We start from the raw sequence: 20,227 nt of genomic DNA on the forward strand, positions 1-20,227 counted from the left end.
GGCGGGCCGCCGGGTGCGGGACAATGGAGGGGTGCGAGAAGAACAGCAGCGAACAGTAGTGATCCTCGGCTCCACCGGTTCCATCGGAACCCAGGCCGTCGACATCGTCCAGCGCAACCCCGAGCGCTTCCGGGTCGTGGGCCTGGCGGCCGGGGGCGGCCGCGCCGACCTGCTCGCCAAGCAGGCGGTCGAGCTCCGGGTCGGGCACGTGGCCGTGGCGGACCCCGCCCGCGCCGCCGAGCTCACCCGCCTCCTGCGCGAACAGGGCTCCGACGCCGAGGTGCTGGTCGGCGCCGAGGGCGTGGCCGCGCTGGCCGCACACCCCTGCGACGTCGTCCTCAACGGGATCACCGGCGCCCTGGGCCTGGAGTCCACCCTGGCCACGCTGCGGGCGGGCAGCACCCTCGCCCTGGCCAACAAGGAGTCCCTCATCATCGGCGGGCCGCTGGTGCGGGACCTGGCCGCCCCCGGCCAGATCGTCCCGGTCGACTCCGAGCACTACGCCATCGCCCAGTGCTTCCCCCACGTGCCCGAGGGCGAACTCAGTAGTCCCGCCCAGGGCCTGGTCCACGCCGCCCGGTCCGAGGTGCGCCGCCTGGTCGTCACCGCCAGCGGCGGACCCTTCCGGGGCCGTCGGGCGGACGAACTCACCCACGTCACCCCCGCCGAGGCCCTGGACCACCCCACCTGGAGCATGGGCCCGGTCATCACCGTCAACTCCGCGACCCTGGTCAACAAGGGTCTGGAGGTCATCGAGGCCAACCTGCTGTTCGACGTGCCCTTCGACCGGATCGACGTGGTCGTGCACCCGCAGTCGATCGTGCACTCCATGGTCGAGTACGTCGACGGCACCACCCTGGCCAAGGCCAGCCCGCCCAGCATGATGATCCCGATCGCGTACGGGATCGGCGGCCTCGAGCGCGTCCCCGACGCCGCGCCCGGTATGGACTGGTCCCGTGCCCAGAGCTGGACCTTCGAACCGCTGGACCACGAGGCCTTCCCCGCGGTGAGACTGGCCGCGGAGGTCGGTGCGTCGGGCGGAACCGCTCCGGCCGTCTACAACGCCGCCAACGAGGAGGCCGTCGACGCGTTCCTCAAGGGAAACCTCGCGTTCCCGGCCATCATGGACACCGTCTCCCAGGTAGTCTCTGAACACCAGCGGGCGGACCATCCGGGTGCCTCGACCCTGACCTTGGACGACGTGTACGCCGCTGACACCTGGGCCCGAACCCGCGCGCGCGAGCTGCTCACCCGCGGCTGAGGACCGACATCGGCTTGAGGAGTGGTGCATGGTCGTTCTGCTGACCGTGGTCGGGATCGTCCTGTTCGTCGTGGGGCTGCTGTTCTCGATCGCCTGGCACGAGCTCGGCCACATGTCCACGGCCAAGATGTTCGGGATCAAGTGCACCGAGTTCATGGTGGGCTTCGGCAAGACGCTGTGGTCGGTGCGCAGGGGCGAGACCGAGTACGGCATCAAGGCCGTCCCGCTGGGCGGGTTCGTGCGGATGGTCGGCATGCTCCCGCCCGCCCGGGAACGGGCGGACACCGGCGCCAGGAAGATGTCGCGCTGGCGGGCCATGGCCGAGGACGCCCGCGAGGCCTCCTACATGGAGCTGTCCCCCGAGGACCAGGACCGGCAGTTCTACCAGCGCGCCCCCTGGAAGCGCCTGATCGTCATGTTCGCCGGTCCGGGCATGAACCTCGTGCTGGCGATCATCCTGCTCGGTGTGCTCTTCATGGGCATCGGCGTGCACCAGGAGACCCCGCAGATCGGGTCCGTCCGCGAGTGCGTCGTCCCGGCCGGGGTGACCGCCACCGAGTGCACCGACGAGTTCGCGCCCACCCCCTCCCATGAGGCGGGGCTGGAGCCCGGCGACGTCGTCGTCTCGATCGACGGCGAGCCGGTGACCGGCGACACCGTGAACGGGCAGATCAGACGGTCCCTCGGCAGCACCGAGTTCGTGATCGAACGCGACGGCGAGCGGTTCACCACCGACGTCGACATCGTCGAGAACGAGCTGCCCGCCCGGGACGCCGAGGGCAACATCGTCTACGAGACCGACGACCGGGGCGACCACGTCTACGACGAGCAGGGCCGCAGGGTCGCCGCCACCGAGGTCGTGGGCTTCCTGGGTGTGGTGTTCGTCCAGGAGCGCCAGGCGCTGACCGTGGGGGAGTCGGTCTCCGAGGTCGGCACCATGCTGGTCGGCGTGGGCGAGGCGATCATCGCCCTGCCCAGCCGGGTCCCCGAGGTGTTCGGCGCCGCCTTCCTGGGCGAGCAGCGCACCGAGGACTCCCCGGTGGGCATCGTGGGCATCTCCCGCATCGGCGGCGAGATCATGTCGCAGGGCCTGCCCGTGATCGACACCGTGGCGATCATGATCAGCATCCTGGCCAGCGTCAACCTCTTCCTCTTCGCCTTCAACATGCTGCCGATCCTGCCGCTGGACGGCGGGCACATGGCCGGGGCGATCTGGGAGTCCGTCAAGAAGTGGACCGCCCGGATCTTCCGGAGACCGGACCCGGGACCGGTGGACGTGGCCCTGCTGACACCTGTGGCCTACGTGATCGTGGGCTGCTTCCTCGTCTTCAGCGTCATCCTGCTCGTGGCCGACCTCATCAACCCGGTACGGCTGTTCGGCTGACCCCTCCGGGGGCGGCCGTGCGCCGCCCCCGAGGGATGAACACCGGTTGAACTGGTGTGAGCGCGGCCACGAAGGGCCATGGGTCGCCCGAAGGGCGGGTAACCTGGAGGTCGCGTACCGGGATCGCCGCCGTGGCGGAGGCCAGCGAGACGGAGCACCCGGTCACGCCTGGCGGGCGCCGCCGCGCGCGCCCCACTCTCCACGAACCGGACGACATCAAGTGCCGCCCTCCCTCCGGCGGCAGACGAGGTGAACCAAGCGTGACCATTGATCTCGGTATTCCCGCCACACCGCCGCGCCCGCTGGCGACCCGGCGCAAGACCCGACAGATCATGGTCGGGAACGTCCCCGTGGGCGGGGACGCGCCGGTGTCCGTGCAGTCCATGACGACCACCCGCACCTCCGACATCAACGCGACCCTCCAGCAGATCGCCGAGCTGACGGCCTCGGGCTGCCAGATCGTGCGCGTGGCCGTTCCCACCAACGACGACGCCGACGCGCTGCCGATCATCGCCAGGAAGTCGCAGATCCCGGTGATCGCCGACATCCACTTCCAGCCCAAGTACGTGTTCGCGGCGATCGACGCCGGCTGCGCCGCCGTGCGCGTCAACCCGGGCAACATCAAGAAGTTCGACGACAAGGTCGCCGAGATCGCCAAGGCCGCCTCCGACGCCGGGACCCCGATCCGGATCGGCGTCAACGCCGGTTCGCTCGACAAGCGCCTGCTCGCCAAGTACGGCAAGGCCACTCCCGAGGCGCTCGTGGAGTCGGCGCTCTGGGAGTGCTCGCTGTTCGAGGAGCACGGCTTCCAGGACATCAAGATCTCGGTCAAGCACAACGACCCGGTCGTGATGGTCAACGCCTACCGGCTGCTGTCGCAGGCCTGCGACTACCCGCTGCACCTGGGCGTCACCGAGGCCGGTCCGGCCTTCCAGGGCACCATCAAGTCCTCCGTGGCCTTCGGTGCCCTGCTCTCGGAGGGGATCGGCGACACCATCCGCGTGTCCCTGTCCGCCCCGCCCGCCGAGGAGGTCAAGGTCGGCGCCCAGATCCTGGAGTCCCTGGGTCTGCGCGAGCGCGGCCTGGAGATCGTCTCCTGCCCGAGCTGCGGCCGCGCCCAGGTGGACGTCTACACGCTCGCCGAGGAGGTCACCGCCGGGCTGGAGGGCCTGGAGGTGCCGCTGCGCGTGGCCGTCATGGGCTGCGTCGTGAACGGCCCGGGTGAGGCGCGCGACGCCGACCTCGGTGTGGCCTCCGGCAACGGCAAGGGCCAGATCTTCGTCAAGGGCGAGGTCATCAAGACCGTCCCCGAGTCCAAGATCGTCGAGACGCTGATCGAGGAGGCCATGCGCATCGCCGAGGAGATGGGCGAGGCCGGGGTCGAGGGCGAGCCCAGCGTGTCCGTCGCGGGCTGATCCACGAGGGTCCCCGCCAGGGGCCACCACGCTTCAGGGGAGTACGGCCGGTGCCGTGCTCCCCTTTGCCGTGTCCTGGGGTCGAGTTGGCCCGGCCGCCGGGGCGCTGGCCAGGAACACCTGAGGGAGCCGAACGCTTACACGTACGGGTGGATCCCGCATCGCCGCTGGTCAGGTGAGCATGATCACCGTGTGTCACTCCACATGACATGCGTCACCATGACGTGCGTTCTCTTGCGTCAGCGCGCATGATTCCGTCATGTGAAGCGGACACAGGCAACGAATGTGGGTCATGTTACTCACGCAACACCATTAACGTTGCCCAAGGCACATTTGGGGTCCCGTTGGTTCGTGACGGCGCCGATCCGGTGTGCCCACCCGCAGAACGTCGAGGAGTCATTTCGTGGTGGACCAGAAGAGCCCCGCGCGGTCGGACGCCTCCGCTCCCACGCTGGGGCGGCGTCTGAGCCGACGCAAGCCGGTCGAGAAGCTCGTGGCCGAGACCGAGGGCGACAACGGCCTGCGCCGCACCATGGGGTTCTGGCAGCTGTCGATGATCGGTATCGGCGCCACCCTGGGCACCGGCATCTTCGTGGTCCTGGGAGAGGCGGTCCCGATCGCCGGACCCGCCGTCATCCTGGCGTTCGTCCTGGCCGGTGTCACCGCGCTCTTCTCCGCGCTCGCCTACGCCGAGATGGCCGGGATGATCCCCGCCTCCGGCTCGGCCTACTCCTACAGCTACGCCACCATGGGCGAGTTCATGGCCTGGGTGTGCGGCTGGTGCCTGATGCTCACCTACGGGGTCTCCGTGGCGGCGGTCGGCGTCGGCTGGGGCCAGTACATCAACGAGCTCCTGCACCTGACCACGGGCCTGTCTCTGCCCGGCGCGCTCCTGGCCGGACCACTGGAGGGCGGCCTGGTCAACGTCCCCGCCGCCGTCGTGGTCCTGCTGTCGATGTTCGCCCTGCTCGCGGGGGTGCGAGAGAGCACCCGGGTCAACGCCGTCATGGTCACCATCAAGATCGCCGTGCTGGTGATGTTCGTGGCCATCGCGATCACCGCCGTCCAGCGGGGCAACTTCGCCCCGTTCCTGCCGATGGGCATGGCCGGTGTCTCCGCCGCCGGAGCCACCCTGTTCTTCTCCTACATCGGCTTCGACTCCGCCTCCACCGCCAGCGAGGAGGCCCGGAATCCGCAGCGCGACCTGCCGCGCGCCATCATGTTCTCCATGATCGTGGTCACCGCGATCTACTGCCTGGTGGCCTTCAGCGCTGTCGGCGCCCTCAACTGGACCCGGTTCGCCGAGGGGCGGACCTCCCTGGCCGGGATCCTCACCGTTGTCACCGGCACCCCGATCTGGGCGGTCATCTTCGCCGCCGGTGCCGTCCTGGCCCTGGCCAGCGTCGTCCTGGTGGTCCTCTACAGCCAGACCCGCATCCTCTTCGCGATGTCCCGCGACGGACTGATCCCCGCCGCCTTCTCCAAGGTGGACTCCCGAGGCACCCCGCGCGCCAACACGATCATCACGTCGGTGTTCATCGCCCTGCTGGCCGCGCTCATCCCGCTCGGTCCGCTCGCCGACGCCACCGCCATCGGCACGCTTTTCGCGTTCGCCCTGGTCAACGTGGCGGTGCTCGTGCTGCGGAGGAACCGCCCCGACCTCAAGCGCGCCTTCCGGATGCCCGGCGCCCCGGTGACCCCGGTCCTGGGTGTGCTGGCCTGCGCCTACCTGATGGTCAGCATGCCGGTCAGCGTGTGGGTCGCCTTCGGCGCCTGGCTCGTGGTGGGACTTGCGATCTACTTCGGCTACGGCATGCGCCGCTCCGCGCTGGAGACCGAGTCCACCGTGCGGGTGGGTTCCTGAGCGGAGCCGAGCCCGCCACGGCGGCGGACGGACGAGCGGGGGCGGGGCTCGGGGGAATCCCCCGGCCCCGCCCCGTGTTCGTCCCGGTGTCCGAAGCCGCTCCGGGTTGGCGAACGAACGGAGCGTGAGAGCGCCATCAGGCGCAAAGAACCACTCCGGATCAGCGATAACTCGCAACGGAGTGCATGTCCCACACACGGTTCCCACGTCCCCCTCCACCTAGAGTGGACGCGGCCGACCAGCGGCGACACACCAGGAGGTACGCAGCGATGCCCGCACGACTGCGCGTGGCCCTCGACCAGGGCACGGGACGCAGCGGCGATCCCGCCTCCTCGCTCCACCGGCTCCACGAGCGGGCCCGCGCGGCCGCCGCCGAGGGCGCCGCCCTGCTGGTCACCCCCGAGATGTCGCTGACCGGCTACAACCTCGGTGGGCGGGTCCGGGACCTGGCCGAGCCCGCGGACGGACCCCTCTTCACGGAGGTCTCCCGGATCGCCTCCGACACCGGCGTGGCGATCGTCTACGGCTTCCCCGAGCTGGCCGACGGGGACGTGTACAACGCGGTGCGGTTCGTGGACGCCACGGGGGCCTCCCGCGCGCTGTACCGCAAGACCCACCTGTTCGGCGGCCTGGACCGGGACCTCTTCCGCCCCGGGGACGAGCTGGTCGTCCAGGTCGACCTCGACGGTCACCGGATCGGCCTCCTGGTCTGCTACGACGTCGAGTTCCCCGAGCCCGTCCGGGCCCACGCCCAGGCCGGGACCACCCTCCTCGTCGTGCCCACGGCCCTGATGGCCCCGAACACGTCGGTGGCCACCCTCCTTGTCCCGGCGCGGGCCATGGAGAACCAGCTCCACCTCGCCTACGTGAACCGCTGCGACACCGAGGGCGAACTCGACTACGTCGGACTGAGCGCGCTCGTGGGACCCGACGGCGCCGAGCTGCTCCGGGGCGGGGGCACCGAGACCCTGCTGGTCGGCGACGTCGACCCGGCGGCCACCGAGGCCTCCCGTGCCGAACTCTCCTACCTCGGGGACCGCCGCACGGACCTGTACCCCGCGCCCGACACCCACTGACACCACCCGCGCCCGACACCCACTGACACCACCCGCCCCACCCGACACCGCCGCGCCTGCGGTACCCACACACCCCGCTCCAGTGAAGGAGGGCCCCATGACGTCCGCCGTGCCCACGTCCGCCGGTACCGCAGCCGTGTCCGACGACCAGGACCGTCCCCTGACCATGTCCGGGCCCGACTTCCCGTTCGCCTACGACGAGTTCCTGGCGCCCCCCGCCGGTCTGGGCCAGGTTCCCGCCGAACACCACGGCGCCGAGGTCGCGGTCATCGGCGGCGGCCTGTCCGGCATCGTCACCGCCTACGAGCTGATGAAGATGGGGCTGCGGCCGGTCGTGTACGAGGCCGACCGGATCGGCGGCCGCCTGCGCACCGAGCGCCTGCCCGGGGCCCCCGACGACGTGGTCGCCGAGATGGGCGCGATGCGCTTCCCTCCGACCTCCACGTCCTTCTGGCACTACGCCGACCGCGTGGACCTGCGCACCAGCCCCTTCCCCAACCCGCTCTCCCCGGCCACCCCGAGCACCGTCGTCGATCTCAAGGGCGAGTCGCACTACGCGACGCACCTGGACGACCTGCCCGAGCTGTACCGGGACGTGGCGCGCGCCTGGGACCGGACCCTGGAGAGCGTCGAGCACACCCGCATGCAGCGGGCGATCCGCGAGCGCGACGTGGCCACCCAGAAGGAGATCTGGAACCGGCTGGTCGAGCGGCTCGACAACCAGACCTTCTACGGCTTCCTGTGCGAGTCCCCGGGCTTCGCGTCCTTCAGGGACCGCGAGGTCTTCGGCCAGGTGGGCTTCGGGACCGGAGGCTGGGACACGGACTTCCCCAACTCCATCCTGGAGATCCTGCGGGTCACCTACACGGGCGCCGACGACGATCACATGGGCATCGTCGGGGGCGTGGACCAGCTCCCGCTCCGACTGTGGGAGGACGCCCCGGACAAGCTCGTGCACTGGGCGCAGGGCACGTCCCTGGCCTCGCTGCACGGCGGTGAGGCGCGCCCCGCCGTGACAGCGCTGCGCCGCACGGCGGCGAAGGGCTCCCAGGCGGGCAACATCACCGTCACCGACTCCTCCGGCTCCACCCGCACCTACCCGGCGGCCGTGTTCACGGCGCAGTCCTGGATGATGCTGTCCAAGATCGACTGCGACGACGACCTGCTGCCGATCGACCACTGGACCGCGATCGAGCGGACCCACTACATGGAGTCCTCGAAGCTGTTCGTCCCGGTGGACCGCGCGTTCTGGAGGGACCGGGACCCGGAGACCGGCCGGGACGTCATGAGCATGACGCTCACCGACCGCATGACCCGGGGCACCTACCTGCTGGAGGGTGAGGACCCGGACGGCCCGGCGGCGATCTGCCTGTCCTACACCTGGTGCGACGACTCACTCAAGTGGCTGCCGCTGTCCGCCAACGAGCGCCTGGAGGTCATGCTGGCCTCGCTGGGCAAGATCTACCCGGACGTGGACGTGCGCTCCCACATCACCGGTGACCCGGTCACGGTCTCCTGGGAGGACGAGCCGTACTTCATGGGCGCGTTCAAGGCGAACCTGCCCGGCCACTACCGGTACCAGCGCCGCCTGTTCACGCACTTCCACCAGGAGGACCTGGCGGAGCGGCACCGGGGGCTGTTCCTCGCCGGTGACGACGTGTCCTGGACCGCCGGGTGGGCCGAGGGCGCCGTGCAGACCGCCCTGAACGCGGTGTGGGGCGTCATGCACCACTTCGGCGGCCGCACCGACCCCACCAACCCGGGCCCGGGCGACCTGTTCGACGAGCTGGCCCCGGTGGCCCTGCCCGAGGACTGACCGGATCCGGCGGCGCTCTTCTCGGGGCGTGACGTCCGCCCGAGGGCCGACAGGGCCTCGGCGCCAGCGTCCCGGCATCCCCTTCTCCGGCGACCGGCTCTGAGGCCTAGTCCGGGGGGTCGGTCCCGGCGGCTCCGGCGAGGATGGGCTGGTCGACCAGACGGGAGAGCACCAGGGTGCTCTTGGTGCGGACCACGAAGGGTTCGGCGCCGATCCGCTCGATCACCTCCTCCAGGTGCTGGGTGTCGCGCGCGCGGACCTGCACGATGGCGTCGGCCTCCCCGGTGACGGTGCAGGCCGAGGTGATCTCCGCGTAGCCGGACAGGCCGATCCGGATCTCGGCGGGGGACGTGCGGGCGCGGCAGTAGAGCTCGATGAAGGCCTCGGTGGTCCAGCCGATCGCCTGGGGCTCGACGACCACGGTGAAGCCGCGCACGGCGCCGGACTCGATCAGGCGGTCCACCCGGCGCTTCACCGCCGAGGGGCTGAGGCCGACCCCGCCGCCGATCTCCGCGAAACTCGTCCGCGCGTCCGCGCCGAGCATCGCGATGATCCGCTCGTCGACACGATCAAGCCGCATTGTGCCCCTTTGTCCATGTCTGATCTGACCAGGGCACATGTTACCGGGGGAGTGCTCGGTCGGGGCCCGTGTCGCTTCCCATTGTCACGTTGTGTAGCGGCGAGAATGCATGAGGACATCCTGGCCGGTATCGGGGGTAAGCGAGTGCGATCAGCGTGCACACAGTGGGCAGCAGTCTCCGCCGGGGTGCTCCTGGCATCCCTGGTCGCCGTGCCTGCGGCGCAGGCCGCCCCGGCGGGGACGCCCCCCGCGCCGACCACCAGGATCGACCAGAGGGCGCTTGACTGGCGGCCCTGCGAGGACCTCGAACCGGTCGGCGACACCGCGATGGAGTGCGCCACCCTCACCGTCCCCATGGCCAGGAGCACCGACGGCGGTCGCGTCGGCGACCTCGCCGAGACCCTCCAGATCGCCCTGTCCCGGGTCCCCGCCACCGGCACCGCCGAGCACACCGTGCTGGTCAACCCCGGCGGACCGGGCAGCGCCGGACGCAAGTGGGCCGCGCACACCCACAACCGCATGCCCGAGGAACTGCGCGAGATCTACGACGTGGTCGCCTTCGACCCGCGCGGCATGGGCGCCTCCACCCCCAACGTCACCTGCGACCCCGCCTACTTCGCCCCCGTCCGCAAGGACTCCGTCCCGGCCGATGCCATGGAGGAGCGGGCGCTGCGCGAGGACGCCGAGGCCTACGCCGACGCCTGCACCCGGAACACCGGTCCGCTCCTGGACCACATGCGCACCGAGGACACCGCGCACGACATGGACGCCATCCGCGTCGCCCTCGGCCTGGAGCAGGTCGACTACCTCGGCTACTCCTACGGCAGCTACCTCGGCACCGTCTACGCCTCGCTCTACCCCGACAGCGTGCGCGCCGTGGTCCTGGACAGCGTCGTCGACCCGGACCTGCCCTGGTACCAGAGCAACCTCCGCCAGAGCCGGTCCCTGGACCGCGCCGCTGAGAACTTCTTCGACTGGATCGCCCGCCACGACGGCACCTACGGTCTGGGCACCGACGGCGATGAGGTCTCCGCCGCCTACTACGACCTGCGCGCGCGACTCCGCGAGGCCCCGCTGGAGGACACCGTCGGACCCTCCGAGCTGGACGGCGCCGCCTCCGTCGTGGCCTACAGCGGCAACTCCTGGCCCTCTGTCGCCGAAGCCCTGGCCGCCCAGGTCAACGACGCCGACCCGGCCCCGCTCCTGAAGCTGCACGACACCTACGGGGACGACGCGGACAGCGACCCCGCCTTCGGCGGCTACCTCGCGGTCCAGTGCACCGACGCCCCCTGGCCCCGCGACTGGGACACCTGGGACACGGACGCCAGGCGGGTCCACGAGGACGCACCCTTCCTGGGCTGGCACAACATCTGGTACAACGCCCCGTGCGCCTCCTGGACCGGAGAGGCCGACCCGTGGTTCCAGGTCGGTGACGGTCCCTACGAACACCCCGCGTACGAAGGCGACGTCCTCGTCGTGCACGCCACCGAGGACGGCGCGACCCCGGTCGAGGGCGCCCACTCCCTGCGTGACCGCCTGCCCGGCTCCTCACTGGTGATCGAGGACGGCGGCATCACCCACGGTGTGGCCCTCACCGGAAACACCTGCGTGGACGAGACCGTCGTCGCCTACCTCAAGGACGGGGTCCTGCCCGAACGCGGCGCCGACGGCCCCGACGTCACCTGCGAGGCCCGCCCCGAGCCCAGCCCGCGCGGCGCGCAGAGCACCGAACCGACGCAGGTGGAACGCCTCGGACCGATCGGACTCGAAACATCCAGGTGAGTCCGGACAGAGGGTCTAATAGGCTGGAATCGGCGCGAATTCGTCGTGGGCCCACGAACCGATCCGGTGTCCCGCCGGAGCAGGTGATCGGGATGATGGGGGAGATGCGATGCTGCGGACCTCGGCGGTACGGATCCTGGGAGAACGCGACCGGGAGGCCGTCCGCGCGCTCCTGGACGCCGACCCCGTGGGCAACGTCTTCGTGGCCTCACGGCTGATGGCCACCGGAATGTCCGGCGGGGCCGGGGCCGAACTCTGGGGTCACACCGAACGCGGCAGACTCACCGCCCTGTGTTACTCGGGCGCCAACCTCGTCCCGGTCAACGCGGGGCCCGCCGCCGTACGCGGGTTCGCCGACCACGCCCGCTGGCGCGGCCGCCGCTGCTCGTCGATCGTCGGTCCGGTCGAGGCGGTCAGCGACTTCTGGCAGCAGATCACCCCCTCCTGGGGGCCCGCCCGCGTCATCCGCGCGAGCCAGCCGGTCCTGGAGATCGACGGCCCGCCCGCCGTCGCCCCCGACCCCCTGGTGCGCCGGGTCCGCGTCCAGGAGATCAACACCCTGGTCCCCGCCTGCGTCGCCATGTTCACCGAGGAGGTGGGGGTCCCCCCGGACTCCGGCGACGGCGGCGCCCTCTACCGTGCCCGCGTCGAGGAACTGGTCCGCACCGGCCGGGCCTTCGCCCGGATCGAGGACGGCCGCGTGGTCTTCAAGGCCGAGATCGGCGCCGTCACCCGGCACGCCTGCCAGGTCCAGGGGGTGTGGGTCCACCCGGAGCTGCGCGGCCAGGGATACTCCAGCGCGGGCATGGCGGCCGTCGTCAACTACGCCCTCGCCGAGATCGCCCCCCGGGTGACCCTCTACGTCAACGACTTCAACACCCCCGCCAGGGCCACCTACCAGCGCGTCGGCTTCCGCCAGGTGGGAGAGGTCATGTCGGTGCTCTTCTGAGTGGCGGCGCGTACCTGACGCATCCTCGTCAGTTTGCCGATCCGTCCCGGGTCGGCGCCGACGGCGCTCGGTAACGTGGACGGGCTCCCTCCCCCGCGCCGCAGAGAGGCCCCATGCTCCACAACCCGACCGGTCGCGCTCGCCTGGGGCTGGCCCTCCTCCTCGCCCTGCTGACGGTGCTGGGGCCGCTCAACATCGACATGTACCTCCCGGCCTTCCCGGAGATCTCCGACGACCTCGGCGCCAGCGCCTCCCAGGTGCAGCTGAGCCTCACCAGCTGCCTGGTGGGCCTGGCCGTCGGCCAGGTGGTGATCGGCCCGATCAGCGACGCCCGGGGACGGCGCGCGCCGCTCCTCGTCTGCGTGGCCCTGTTCGTGCTGGCCTCGGCCCTGTGCGCGCTCGCCCCCAACACCGGGGTCCTGGTGCTGGGCCGCTTCCTCCAGGGGTTCACCGCCAGCGCCGGAGTGGTGCTCTCCCGCGCCGTGGTGCGCGACGTCTTCGACGGCACCGCGCTCACGCGGTTCTTCGCCCTGATCATGGTGGTGGTCGCGGTCGCCCCGATGGTCGCCCCGGTGGTCGGCGGCGGGGTCCTGCTCCTGCCCTCCGCCACGTGGCGGAGCGTCTTCTGGGCGCTGGCCCTGCTCGGCGCCGTGGTCGTCCTGGTCGTGGCCGCGCGGCTGCCGGAGACCCTCCCCGTGGAGCGGCGCATCCCCAGCACGCTCGGCGGCAGCCTGCGCACCATGGGTGGGCTCCTCAGGGACCGCCGCTACATCGGCCACACGCTCATCGTCGGTCTGCTGCACGGCGGCAGCTTCGCCTACGTCGCCGGGACGCCCTTCGTCTACCAGGACCTGTACGGGGTGTCCCCGCAGGTGTTCGGGTTCCTCTTCGGCGTGAACGGGATCGCCATCATCCTCGGGAGCACCGCCGTCGGCCGCCTCAGCGACCGCTACGGGGAGCGCACCCTGCTCGGAGTGGCCGTGGTCGTGGCGGTGGCCGCCACCGCCGTGGTGCTCGCCACGGCGCTCCTCCAAGGGCCGCTGACCCTGCTGGTCGTCCCGATCTTCGTCTACATGACCTGCATGGGCATGGTCCTCACGGGATCCTTCGCCCTGGCCATGGAGGGCCAGGAGAACCGGGCCGGGAGCGCGAGTTCGCTCCTGGGCGCCCTGCCGATGATCATCGGCGCCGCGGTGGCGCCCCTGGTCGGACTGGACGAGAGCACCGCGGTCCCCATGGGCGTGCTCCTGTTCGGCAGTTCCGCCCTGGGCCTGCTGGTCCTGGTCACCCTCGCCCGGCCCGCGCCGATCCCCGCCGTCCGCGAGGCCGACCCCCAGCCCTGACCCGGCCGCACACGCGGGGGGCGGGGCGCGCACCGCGCACCCCGCCCCCCGTCCGGAACCGGGTCACCCCTCGGCGACGCGGTCCGACGCTCCCTTCCGCTCCGCGTCCATGCCCAGGCGCTCGGGGGCGCCGGGGAAGGACAGCTCGAAGTCCGGGGTGTCGGCGATCAGCGCGCGCGTGTACTCGTGCCTCGGCGACGACATCACCTCGCCCACCGGGCCGTACTCGACGATCTCGCCCCTGTTGAGGATGGCGACCCGCTCGGCGATGTTGGACACCAGCGCGATGTTGTGGGTCACGAACAGCAGCGCCATGCCCTGGTCCTGGAGTTCGCGCAGCAGCTTCACGATCTCCGCCTGCACCGAGACGTCCAGCGCCGACGTGATCTCGTCGCACACGAGCAGGTCCGGGCGCGTGGCCACGGCGCGCGCGATACACACGCGCTGGCGCTCACCACCGCTGAGCTGCTCCGGGAAGCGGTCCGCGTAGGAGGCGGGCAGCGCGGCCCGCTCCAGGGCCTCGGCCACCACGGCGTCCGGGTCGTCGGGACGGCCCACCAGGTGCCGGTAGGGGCCCAGGACCTGTTCCCGTACCCGCTTGCGCGGGTTCAGCGCCTCGTACGGGTTCTGGAACACGTACTGGACCCGGCGCCGCTGCTCCGCCGTCCGGCGGTAGCTGCTGGTGGCCAGCGGCTCGCCGTCGAAGAGGATCTCGCCGGTGAACTGGTGGTGCAGACCCGCCACCGAACGGGACAGGGTCGTCTTGCCCGACCCGGACTCGCCCAGCAGCGCCACGCACTCGCCCCGGGAGACCGACACGTCGATCCCCTCCAGCACCTGCGTGCGTCCGTACCCCGCGGCCAGCCCGGAGATCCGCAGCAGCGGTTCCTCCTCCGGCTCGGGCTCCTCGTGCCCCGAGGTCTTCAACAGCGGCACGGCCATCAGCAGCTGGCGCGTGTACGCGTGCCGCGGATCGGACAGCACCGTCTGGGCGCGCCCGTGCTCCACGACCTCTCCCCGGTACATCACCGCGATGTCGTCGGCCAGGTCGGCGACCACGGCCATGTCGTGGCTGATGTACACACCGGCGGTCCCGTAGTCACGGGTCATCGACCGGATGGTCTCCAGCACGTGCGCCTGCGTGGTCACGTCCAGGCCGGTGGTCGGCTCGTCGAGCACGATCACGTCCGGGCGGCCCACGAACGCCATGGCGATCGCCACCCGCTGCTGCTGTCCGCCGGAGAGCTGGTGCGGGTAGCGGCGCAGGAACGCGTCGTCGTCGGGCAGGGCCACCTCGCGCATGACCTCGCGGACCCGCGCCCGGACCTCCTTGTCCGACAGCGAACCGTCGTGCAGAGCCTCCGTGAGCTGTACACCCAGCCGCAGAGCCGGGTTGAGCGCGGAGGCGGGTGACTGCGGGATGTAGGCCACCGCGCGCCCGCGCAGCTGACGGACCTCGCGCTCGTTGAGCGTGGCCAGGTCCTGGCCGGAGACCAGTACCTGACCGCCGACGATCTCCGTGGCGCGCTTGCAGTGCGCCAGCAGCGACAGGCCCAGAGTGGTCTTGCCCGAACCGGACTCGCCCACCAGCCCGAGGATCTCGCCGCGCTTCACGGTGATCGACACGCCGCTGATGATCTCGACGTCCGAGGGGCGCCCGATCACGGTGAGCCCGTCGACCACCAGCACGGTCTCGCCGTCGGGACGGTCCTTCCGTCGGGTGTCCCCGGCCCCGGTCCCGCCGGGCTCCGTGTTCTCGTTCAAGGTCACTTCTCGACCCCCCGGTCGATACCGATCGCCGCGCGGGAGAGCCCGTCGGTGATGAGGTTGGCGCCGACGGTGAGCACCGCGATCGCCGTCACGGGCAGCGCGACCGCCCACGGCTGGATCGCCATGCCCTGGCGGTTCTCGTTGATCATCAGGCCCCAGTCCGCGGTGGGCGGCTGGAGTCCCATGCCGAGGAACCCGAGCACGGCCACGACCCCGATGGAGTAGGTCAGGCGCAGGCCCAGCTCCACCAGCAGCGGGCTGGTCACGTTCGGCAGGATCTCCACCGTCATGATCCGCCAGCGCGGCAGGCCGATCGCCTCGGCCGCCTTCACGTAGTCCTGCTCGATCACCTTGCGGGTGGCCTCCCGGATCACCCGGGCCACGCGCGGCATGTGCGACACCGCGATGACCGCGACGATCAGCCACACCTTCGGGCCGAGGATCGACATCACCAGCAGGGCGGCGATCAGCTGGGGGAAGGCCAGCAGCACGTCGTTCGTGCGCATGAGGACGTCGTCCACCCAGCCGCGGCGGTAACCGGCGATGACGCCGATCACCGTTCCCGCGGCCACACCGATCCCGGCGGAGGCGACGGCCAGCAGCAGCAGTGTCCAACCGCCCCACAGGAAGCGGGTGAACACGTCGCGGCCCCGGTTGTCACCGCCGAACAGGGTGCCGTCCACGCCCGTCTCGAACGGCTTGGACACGAACTCGGTGGCGGTGTAAGGGGCCACGAACGGCCCCAGCACCGCGATCAGGACGATGAGCCCCGTCAGGGCCACACCGACCTTGGTGCGGCCGAACCGCCAAGCGGTCCGGAACAGCCCCGGGCGCCGTCGTGGCGCAGCGGTGGCGGGTGTGCTCGTCGAAGGTCCAGTCATCGGTTCGCGACCCTCACCTTCGGGTTGGCCGCCAGCCCGATCACGTCGGCGACCAGGTTGACGAGGATGTAGATCCCCGCGATGAGCAGGACCACGGCCTGGATCAGCGGCACGTCACGGTTGCCGATGGCGTCCATGAGCACCTTGCCGACACCGGGGAAGTTGAACAGGAACTCGATGGCCACCACGCCGCCGGCCAGCCAGGCCAGCTGGAGAGCGACCACCTGGGCGACCGGGCCGATCGCGTTGGGCGCGGCGTGGCGCCACAGCACCGTGCGCTCGCCCATGCCCTTGAGCCGTGCCTGCTGCACGTACTCGCTCTCCAGGACCTCGATCATCGTCGCCCGCATCATGCGCACGATCGGCGGGGCCACGGCCAGAGCCAGGGTCAGCACCGGCAGGACCCACTGCTCGGGTCCGCCCTCACGGGCGTACACGGACGGGAACACTCCGAGCCCGCCCGGCCCCAGCAGCAGGATCAGCAGGATGCCGACCACGAACTCGGGGACGGAGGCCAGGACCAGCGTTCCCATGGAGGACGTGTGGTCGAAGGCGCGGTCGCGGCGCAGGGCGCTGAACGCCCCCACGAACAGCGCGACCGGGGTCGCGACCAGGGCGGACAGGCCCATCAGGGTCAGCGAGCTCCGCACCGGGTCGGCGAGGTAGTCGGCGACGGGCAGCCGGTTGGAGAACGACGTGCCCAGGTCTCCCTGGACCAGTCCTTGGAGCCACTGCATGTACTGCACGGCCACGGGCTCGTGCAGGTTGAGCTGGTCACGGAGCGCTTCCAACCGCTCGGGGGTGGCGTCGCGTCCCAGGATGAGCTGGGCCGCGTCGCCGGGCAGTGCCTGGGTGGCCGCGAAGACCACGAGGGACACCGCCCAGAGCGTCAGTGCGCCGAAGAAGAGGCGGACGACGATGAGTCGAGTCATGGTGAGCTTTCGGTAGCGGTCTGGAGGTCGGGAACCGGAGGTCCGCTACTGCTCCAGCCACATGGTGTGGAAGGCGTAGGAACCCAGAGGGTGACCCGAGACCGCCGGGCTCAGACCGTGCACCGAGGAGTGGTAGGCGTCGAGCAGGTTCACGAAGCCCCACACGATGTAGCCGCCCTCCTCGTGCTCGATCTCCTGGGCCTTGCGGATGAGCTCGTTGCGCGCGTCGTCGTCGGCGGTCTGACGCGCCTCCTCCAGGTACTCCAGCCACTCCTCGTGCTCGCCCCACATGGTCTCGTTGTAGGGGGCGCCCACGATCGAGCCCTGGGCGGTCTGGGTGATGTAGTTCCGGGCGCTCCAGAAGTCCTGGCCGAAGGCGTACGGGAAGCCCTCCTCCGGGTTCCAGTAGTCGCTGGGGTTGACCCGCCGCAGGTTGACGGTGACACCGGCCTCACGGGCCTGCTCCTGGAAGACCTCGGCGGCGGCGACCACACCGGCGCTGATGTCGGAGGTGACCAGCTCGACCTCCAGACCGTCCTCGTGACCGGCCTCGGCGAGCAGGCGCCTGGCCTCCTCGATGTCCTGTTCCCGCTGCGCGATGTCCTCGGGGTAGGAGGGGTCCATCCGCGCGTACATGTCGTTGCCGAGCTGGCCGTACCCGGCCAGCGCCTGGTCGATCATCTCCTGCCGGTCGACGATGAGGCGGAAGGCCTGGCGCACGCGGACGTCGTCGAAGGGGGCCTCCTCGACGTTCATCGTGAAGGGCAGCCACATGCCGGTCTCGGACTCCAGGATGTTCACGTTGGGGTCGCCCTCCATGATGGCGACCTGCACGTGCGGGACCTGGCTGATGACCTGGACGTTGCCGCTGTTGAGCGCGTTGACCCGGGCGTCGTCCTCGGGGAAGTTCACGATCTCCAGCTCATCCACGTAGGGCAGGCCGTCGATGTGGAAGCCCTCGTGGCGCTCGAAGACGCTGTACTCGCCGACCTTGAACTCGGAGTACTTGAAGGGACCGGCGCCGATCGGGTTCTCCGGGTCGTAGTCCACCGGGACGACGCAGTTGTAGTACTCGGCGAGTGCCTCGGGGAGGGTGACCAGCGGTTCGTCGACCGGGATCGTCATCCTCAGCTCGTCGACGACCTCGAGCTTCTCCGGGTCGACGCCGGGCATGTCACCCGCGCCGCGCATGGGGTTGTCGGGGTCGAGGATGCGCTTGAGCGAGTACACGACCGCCTCGGTCGTGACCGGGGTGCCGTCATGGAAGGTCAGGCCCTCCTTGAGGACCAGAGTCCACTCGGTGCCGTCGTCGTTGGGCTCCAGCGACTCCGCAAGGTAGGGCTCGATGGTGCCGTCGTTGTCGAAGCGCATCAGAGCGGCGTAGAGGGCGTGGTTGCGCGCGATGTCGACGTTGTCGGTTGGGTCGTGCGCGTCGAGGGTGTCGCTGGCGCCGCCACCCGCGACGCCCACCTTCAGACGGCCGCCGGACTGCGGCTCGCCGTCGCCGGAACCACCGGAGCCGGAGCCCCCGCCGCCGCAGGCGGCCAGGACCGGGGCGACGGCCGCGCCGGCCGCTCCGGCCTTGAGGAGGGAGCGGCGGGAGGTGAGGTGGTTCAGGGCGGTGGTGGGGTCTTCGGACTGGGCTGGCACGGGGACACCTCGTGTGGGTACGGAAACTTCGGAGAGGCCGGGACCCTGGTGACAGACGGTGGCTGGGGGGTGCCCCCGGTAGGGATTGTCGGGATCGGCCCCAATCGATACTTGTTCGCACTACAGGAAGCGTCAAACGAGGTCGGGGCACTCTCGAAGGCGTCCCGGACATTTCTTACGGTCTGTCCGGGATGGTGTTTGAGAGGCCGGTGAATCCTGCTGTGGCCTGGGGGTTTCAGGTCGAATCGGAGGGCGTCCCGCGTGTCCGTGTGCGGGCACCGTCCGCGCCGTGGTAGGGGTCCCAAGCGCGTTTTCGGCGCTCCCTGTTGTGTCCTCATCGTTGTCTGTGAGTAGTGAAAACGTGGCGTTTAGTCGCGTATTTTCCGTCTTTCCCAGGCGCTCGATCACGTAGGGTGACACCCTTGGGGTGAGATGAACGCGGCGCCGTGGCCGCAGCTCCCCACGGTCTCAGGGGAGGGCCTTGGTGTCGGACACGGCCGGATGCGGCCAGGGCATTGCCCGAGTGTTGCATGGGTGTTGCACGTCACATGGCCGGTCCAGGGGGCCGAGCTGTTTCCTTTGTCCACATCGGGGAGGACACGGGACGGGGTTTTGTGGCCAATCCCCGGCGCGGGGAACTCAGGTGTGCTGTTCTGGACCCGGCACACCCTTGTCTAAGGTGAGTGCAGGCGGCGCAACCCGCGCGCCCGTCGCGGGTGATTGGAGTGACCGGATGGCTGAGGCGAGGCAACTCCGGGATTACGTGCCCGCGGAGGCCCCGGACGCCGCGACGTCGACCGCACCACGGATCGACGTCGGAGATCTCACGGGTGGGGTCACCGACCACACCGTGTGGAGCTGTGCGGGGAACCTGACCGCGGTGCGGTCCATCCGCGCGCGGGTCCGTGAGTTCCTCACCAGGAACGGGCACGGCGACGGGGCCCTTGACGACGCGGAACTGGCCGTGAGCGAGCTGGCGACCAACGCCCTGCTCCACTCGCGCTCGGGGCAGAGCGGGGGCGTGATGACGCTGTTCATCCGCTCCGACGCGAACAGGCTCCGGGTGGCCGTGGCCGACCAGGGCGAGCGCGACCCGGTGGACACGCACGGCGGACACACCCGCGAGGACGGCGACGACTTCGGGCGTGGCAAGTTCATCGTCGACAGCTGCGCCACGCGCAGCGGTGAGTACTGGAGCGAGGCCACCCACGTGACCTGGTTCGAGATCGATGACGAGTCGGGCGGGAACGCGGTCAGCGAGACCGCCTGAGAGGCCCGGGAGGGCTTCGGGGTGGCCGGAGCCACTCGACCCCCAGGGGTGCGCTCCCGTGCCATCCGGAGCGCGTTGGAGCGCGCTCACGGGCACACGGAGCCCTCGGGTGCGCCCGCGGTGGCGCCGGAACGAGCCTCGGTCGACGGCCGGAACGGGCGTGACGCCGTCGAGGGGCGCCACGAAGTCCGACCAACGCGACACGGGCGGCGCACCGACCCGTCAGTGACCGCCCGGCGCACCGCCCTCGAAGC

General features: G+C 70.6%; 15 protein-coding genes. 10 read left to right on the forward strand and 5 right to left on the reverse strand.

All coding sequences use genetic code 11. The features are described 5' to 3' along the window. Nucleotides 1–58 precede the first annotated feature (58 nt). The 6 genes from dxr to BDW27_RS16460 all read left to right on the forward strand — a co-directional run bounded on the left by dxr (nucleotide 59) and on the right by BDW27_RS16460 (nucleotide 8,816). A complete protein-coding gene (dxr, locus tag BDW27_RS16435; protein WP_233515787.1) occupies nucleotides 59–1,261 on the forward strand; it encodes a 1-deoxy-D-xylulose-5-phosphate reductoisomerase in 1,203 nt (400 codons plus the stop codon). A gap of 28 nt (nucleotides 1,262–1,289) precedes the next feature. Continuing rightward, nucleotides 1,290–2,645, forward strand: a complete 1,356-nt coding sequence (locus BDW27_RS16440; RefSeq protein WP_110050047.1) for an RIP metalloprotease — start codon at nucleotides 1,290–1,292, stop codon at nucleotides 2,643–2,645. Between the two features lie 260 nt (nucleotides 2,646–2,905). After that, nucleotides 2,906–4,060, forward strand: a complete 1,155-nt coding sequence (gene ispG, locus BDW27_RS16445; protein WP_017542600.1) for a flavodoxin-dependent (E)-4-hydroxy-3-methylbut-2-enyl-diphosphate synthase — start codon at nucleotides 2,906–2,908, stop codon at nucleotides 4,058–4,060. Between the two features lie 403 nt (nucleotides 4,061–4,463). Beyond that, nucleotides 4,464–5,924 (forward strand): amino acid permease, encoded by a 1,461-nt coding sequence (locus BDW27_RS16450; protein WP_110050049.1) that lies wholly within the window; start codon nucleotides 4,464–4,466, stop codon nucleotides 5,922–5,924. A 269-nt stretch (nucleotides 5,925–6,193) separates the two neighbouring features. Continuing rightward, the gene (locus BDW27_RS16455) at nucleotides 6,194–7,000 is read left to right on the forward strand and encodes a carbon-nitrogen hydrolase family protein (RefSeq protein ID WP_110050051.1); all 807 of its coding nucleotides are present in this window, start codon (nucleotides 6,194–6,196) and stop codon (nucleotides 6,998–7,000) included. Nucleotides 7,001–7,097: 97 nt separating this feature from the next. After that, nucleotides 7,098–8,816 carry an NAD(P)/FAD-dependent oxidoreductase gene (locus BDW27_RS16460; RefSeq protein WP_110050053.1) on the forward strand — a complete coding sequence of 573 codons (1,719 nt, stop codon included), beginning with the start codon at nucleotides 7,098–7,100 and terminating at the stop codon, nucleotides 8,814–8,816. 106 nt (nucleotides 8,817–8,922) lie between these two features. Here the strand turns inward: BDW27_RS16460 and BDW27_RS16465 are convergent, their stop codons facing one another. Continuing rightward, nucleotides 8,923–9,396 (reverse strand): Lrp/AsnC family transcriptional regulator, encoded by a 474-nt coding sequence (locus BDW27_RS16465; protein ID WP_110050055.1) that lies wholly within the window; start codon nucleotides 9,394–9,396, stop codon nucleotides 8,923–8,925. Nucleotides 9,397–9,582: 186 nt separating this feature from the next. On the opposite strand from BDW27_RS16465, the gene BDW27_RS16470 reads away from it, so the two are divergent. From BDW27_RS16470 to BDW27_RS16480, 3 genes are all read left to right on the forward strand, one after another. Further along, nucleotides 9,583–11,178 carry an alpha/beta fold hydrolase gene (locus BDW27_RS16470; RefSeq protein WP_110050057.1) on the forward strand — a complete coding sequence of 532 codons (1,596 nt, stop codon included), beginning with the start codon at nucleotides 9,583–9,585 and terminating at the stop codon, nucleotides 11,176–11,178. Between the two features lie 109 nt (nucleotides 11,179–11,287). Further along, nucleotides 11,288–12,127, forward strand: a complete 840-nt coding sequence (locus tag BDW27_RS16475) for a GNAT family N-acetyltransferase (RefSeq protein ID WP_017542607.1) — start codon at nucleotides 11,288–11,290, stop codon at nucleotides 12,125–12,127. A gap of 113 nt (nucleotides 12,128–12,240) precedes the next feature. Beyond that, a complete protein-coding gene (locus BDW27_RS16480) occupies nucleotides 12,241–13,470 on the forward strand; it encodes a Bcr/CflA family efflux MFS transporter (RefSeq protein WP_017542608.1) in 1,230 nt (409 codons plus the stop codon). Nucleotides 13,471–13,533: 63 nt separating this feature from the next. Here the strand turns inward: BDW27_RS16480 and BDW27_RS16485 are convergent, their stop codons facing one another. Genes BDW27_RS16485 through BDW27_RS16500 form a run of 4 tightly spaced genes read right to left on the reverse strand, consistent with a single transcriptional unit; the run spans nucleotide 13,534 to nucleotide 18,703 of the window. Further along, nucleotides 13,534–15,240, reverse strand: a complete 1,707-nt coding sequence (locus BDW27_RS16485) for an ABC transporter ATP-binding protein (RefSeq protein ID WP_370446521.1) — start codon at nucleotides 15,238–15,240, stop codon at nucleotides 13,534–13,536. Then, nucleotides 15,237–16,121, reverse strand: a complete 885-nt coding sequence (locus tag BDW27_RS16490) for an ABC transporter permease (RefSeq protein ID WP_026128911.1) — start codon at nucleotides 16,119–16,121, stop codon at nucleotides 15,237–15,239. The genes BDW27_RS16485 and BDW27_RS16490 overlap by 4 nt, the downstream gene beginning before the upstream one ends. Then, entirely contained in the window at nucleotides 16,118–17,053 is a 936-nt protein-coding gene (locus tag BDW27_RS16495; protein ID WP_017542611.1) for an ABC transporter permease, read from the reverse strand. Before BDW27_RS16495 ends, BDW27_RS16490 begins: the two co-directional genes overlap by 4 nt. Nucleotides 17,054–17,098: 45 nt before the next feature. Beyond that, on the reverse strand, nucleotides 17,099–18,703 hold the full coding sequence (locus tag BDW27_RS16500; RefSeq protein ID WP_110050058.1) for an ABC transporter substrate-binding protein: 1,605 nt from the start codon (nucleotides 18,701–18,703) through the stop codon (nucleotides 17,099–17,101). Between the two features lie 733 nt (nucleotides 18,704–19,436). Between BDW27_RS16500 and BDW27_RS16505 the strand changes: the two genes are divergently transcribed. Further along, nucleotides 19,437–19,973, forward strand: a complete 537-nt coding sequence (locus BDW27_RS16505; protein WP_017542613.1) for an ATP-binding protein — start codon at nucleotides 19,437–19,439, stop codon at nucleotides 19,971–19,973. Nucleotides 19,974–20,227 lie beyond the last annotated feature (254 nt).

The organism is Nocardiopsis sp. L17-MgMaSL7 (genome assembly GCF_003182025.1).
GTDB classification, from domain to species: domain Bacteria; phylum Actinomycetota; class Actinomycetes; order Streptosporangiales; family Streptosporangiaceae; genus Nocardiopsis; species Nocardiopsis prasina.

Excerpts from the sequence above, each read along its gene's own strand:
- BDW27_RS16440 (WP_110050047.1), top strand. The coding sequence starts at position 1,290 with ATGGTCGTTCTGCTGACCGTGGTCGGGATCGTCCTGTTCGTCGTGGGG.
- BDW27_RS16455 (WP_110050051.1), top strand. The coding sequence starts at position 6,194 with ATGCCCGCACGACTGCGCGTGGCCCTCGACCAGGGCACGGGACGCAGC.
- BDW27_RS16460 (WP_110050053.1), top strand. The coding sequence starts at position 7,098 with ATGACGTCCGCCGTGCCCACGTCCGCCGGTACCGCAGCCGTGTCCGAC.
- BDW27_RS16465 (WP_110050055.1), bottom strand. The coding sequence starts at position 9,396 with ATGCGGCTTGATCGTGTCGACGAGCGGATCATCGCGATGCTCGGCGCG.
- BDW27_RS16475 (WP_017542607.1), top strand. The coding sequence starts at position 11,288 with ATGCTGCGGACCTCGGCGGTACGGATCCTGGGAGAACGCGACCGGGAG.
- BDW27_RS16480 (WP_017542608.1), top strand. The coding sequence starts at position 12,241 with ATGCTCCACAACCCGACCGGTCGCGCTCGCCTGGGGCTGGCCCTCCTC.
- BDW27_RS16490 (WP_026128911.1), bottom strand. The coding sequence starts at position 16,121 with ATGACTGGACCTTCGACGAGCACACCCGCCACCGCTGCGCCACGACGG.
- BDW27_RS16495 (WP_017542611.1), bottom strand. The coding sequence starts at position 17,053 with ATGACTCGACTCATCGTCGTCCGCCTCTTCTTCGGCGCACTGACGCTC.
- BDW27_RS16505 (WP_017542613.1), top strand. The coding sequence starts at position 19,437 with ATGGCTGAGGCGAGGCAACTCCGGGATTACGTGCCCGCGGAGGCCCCG.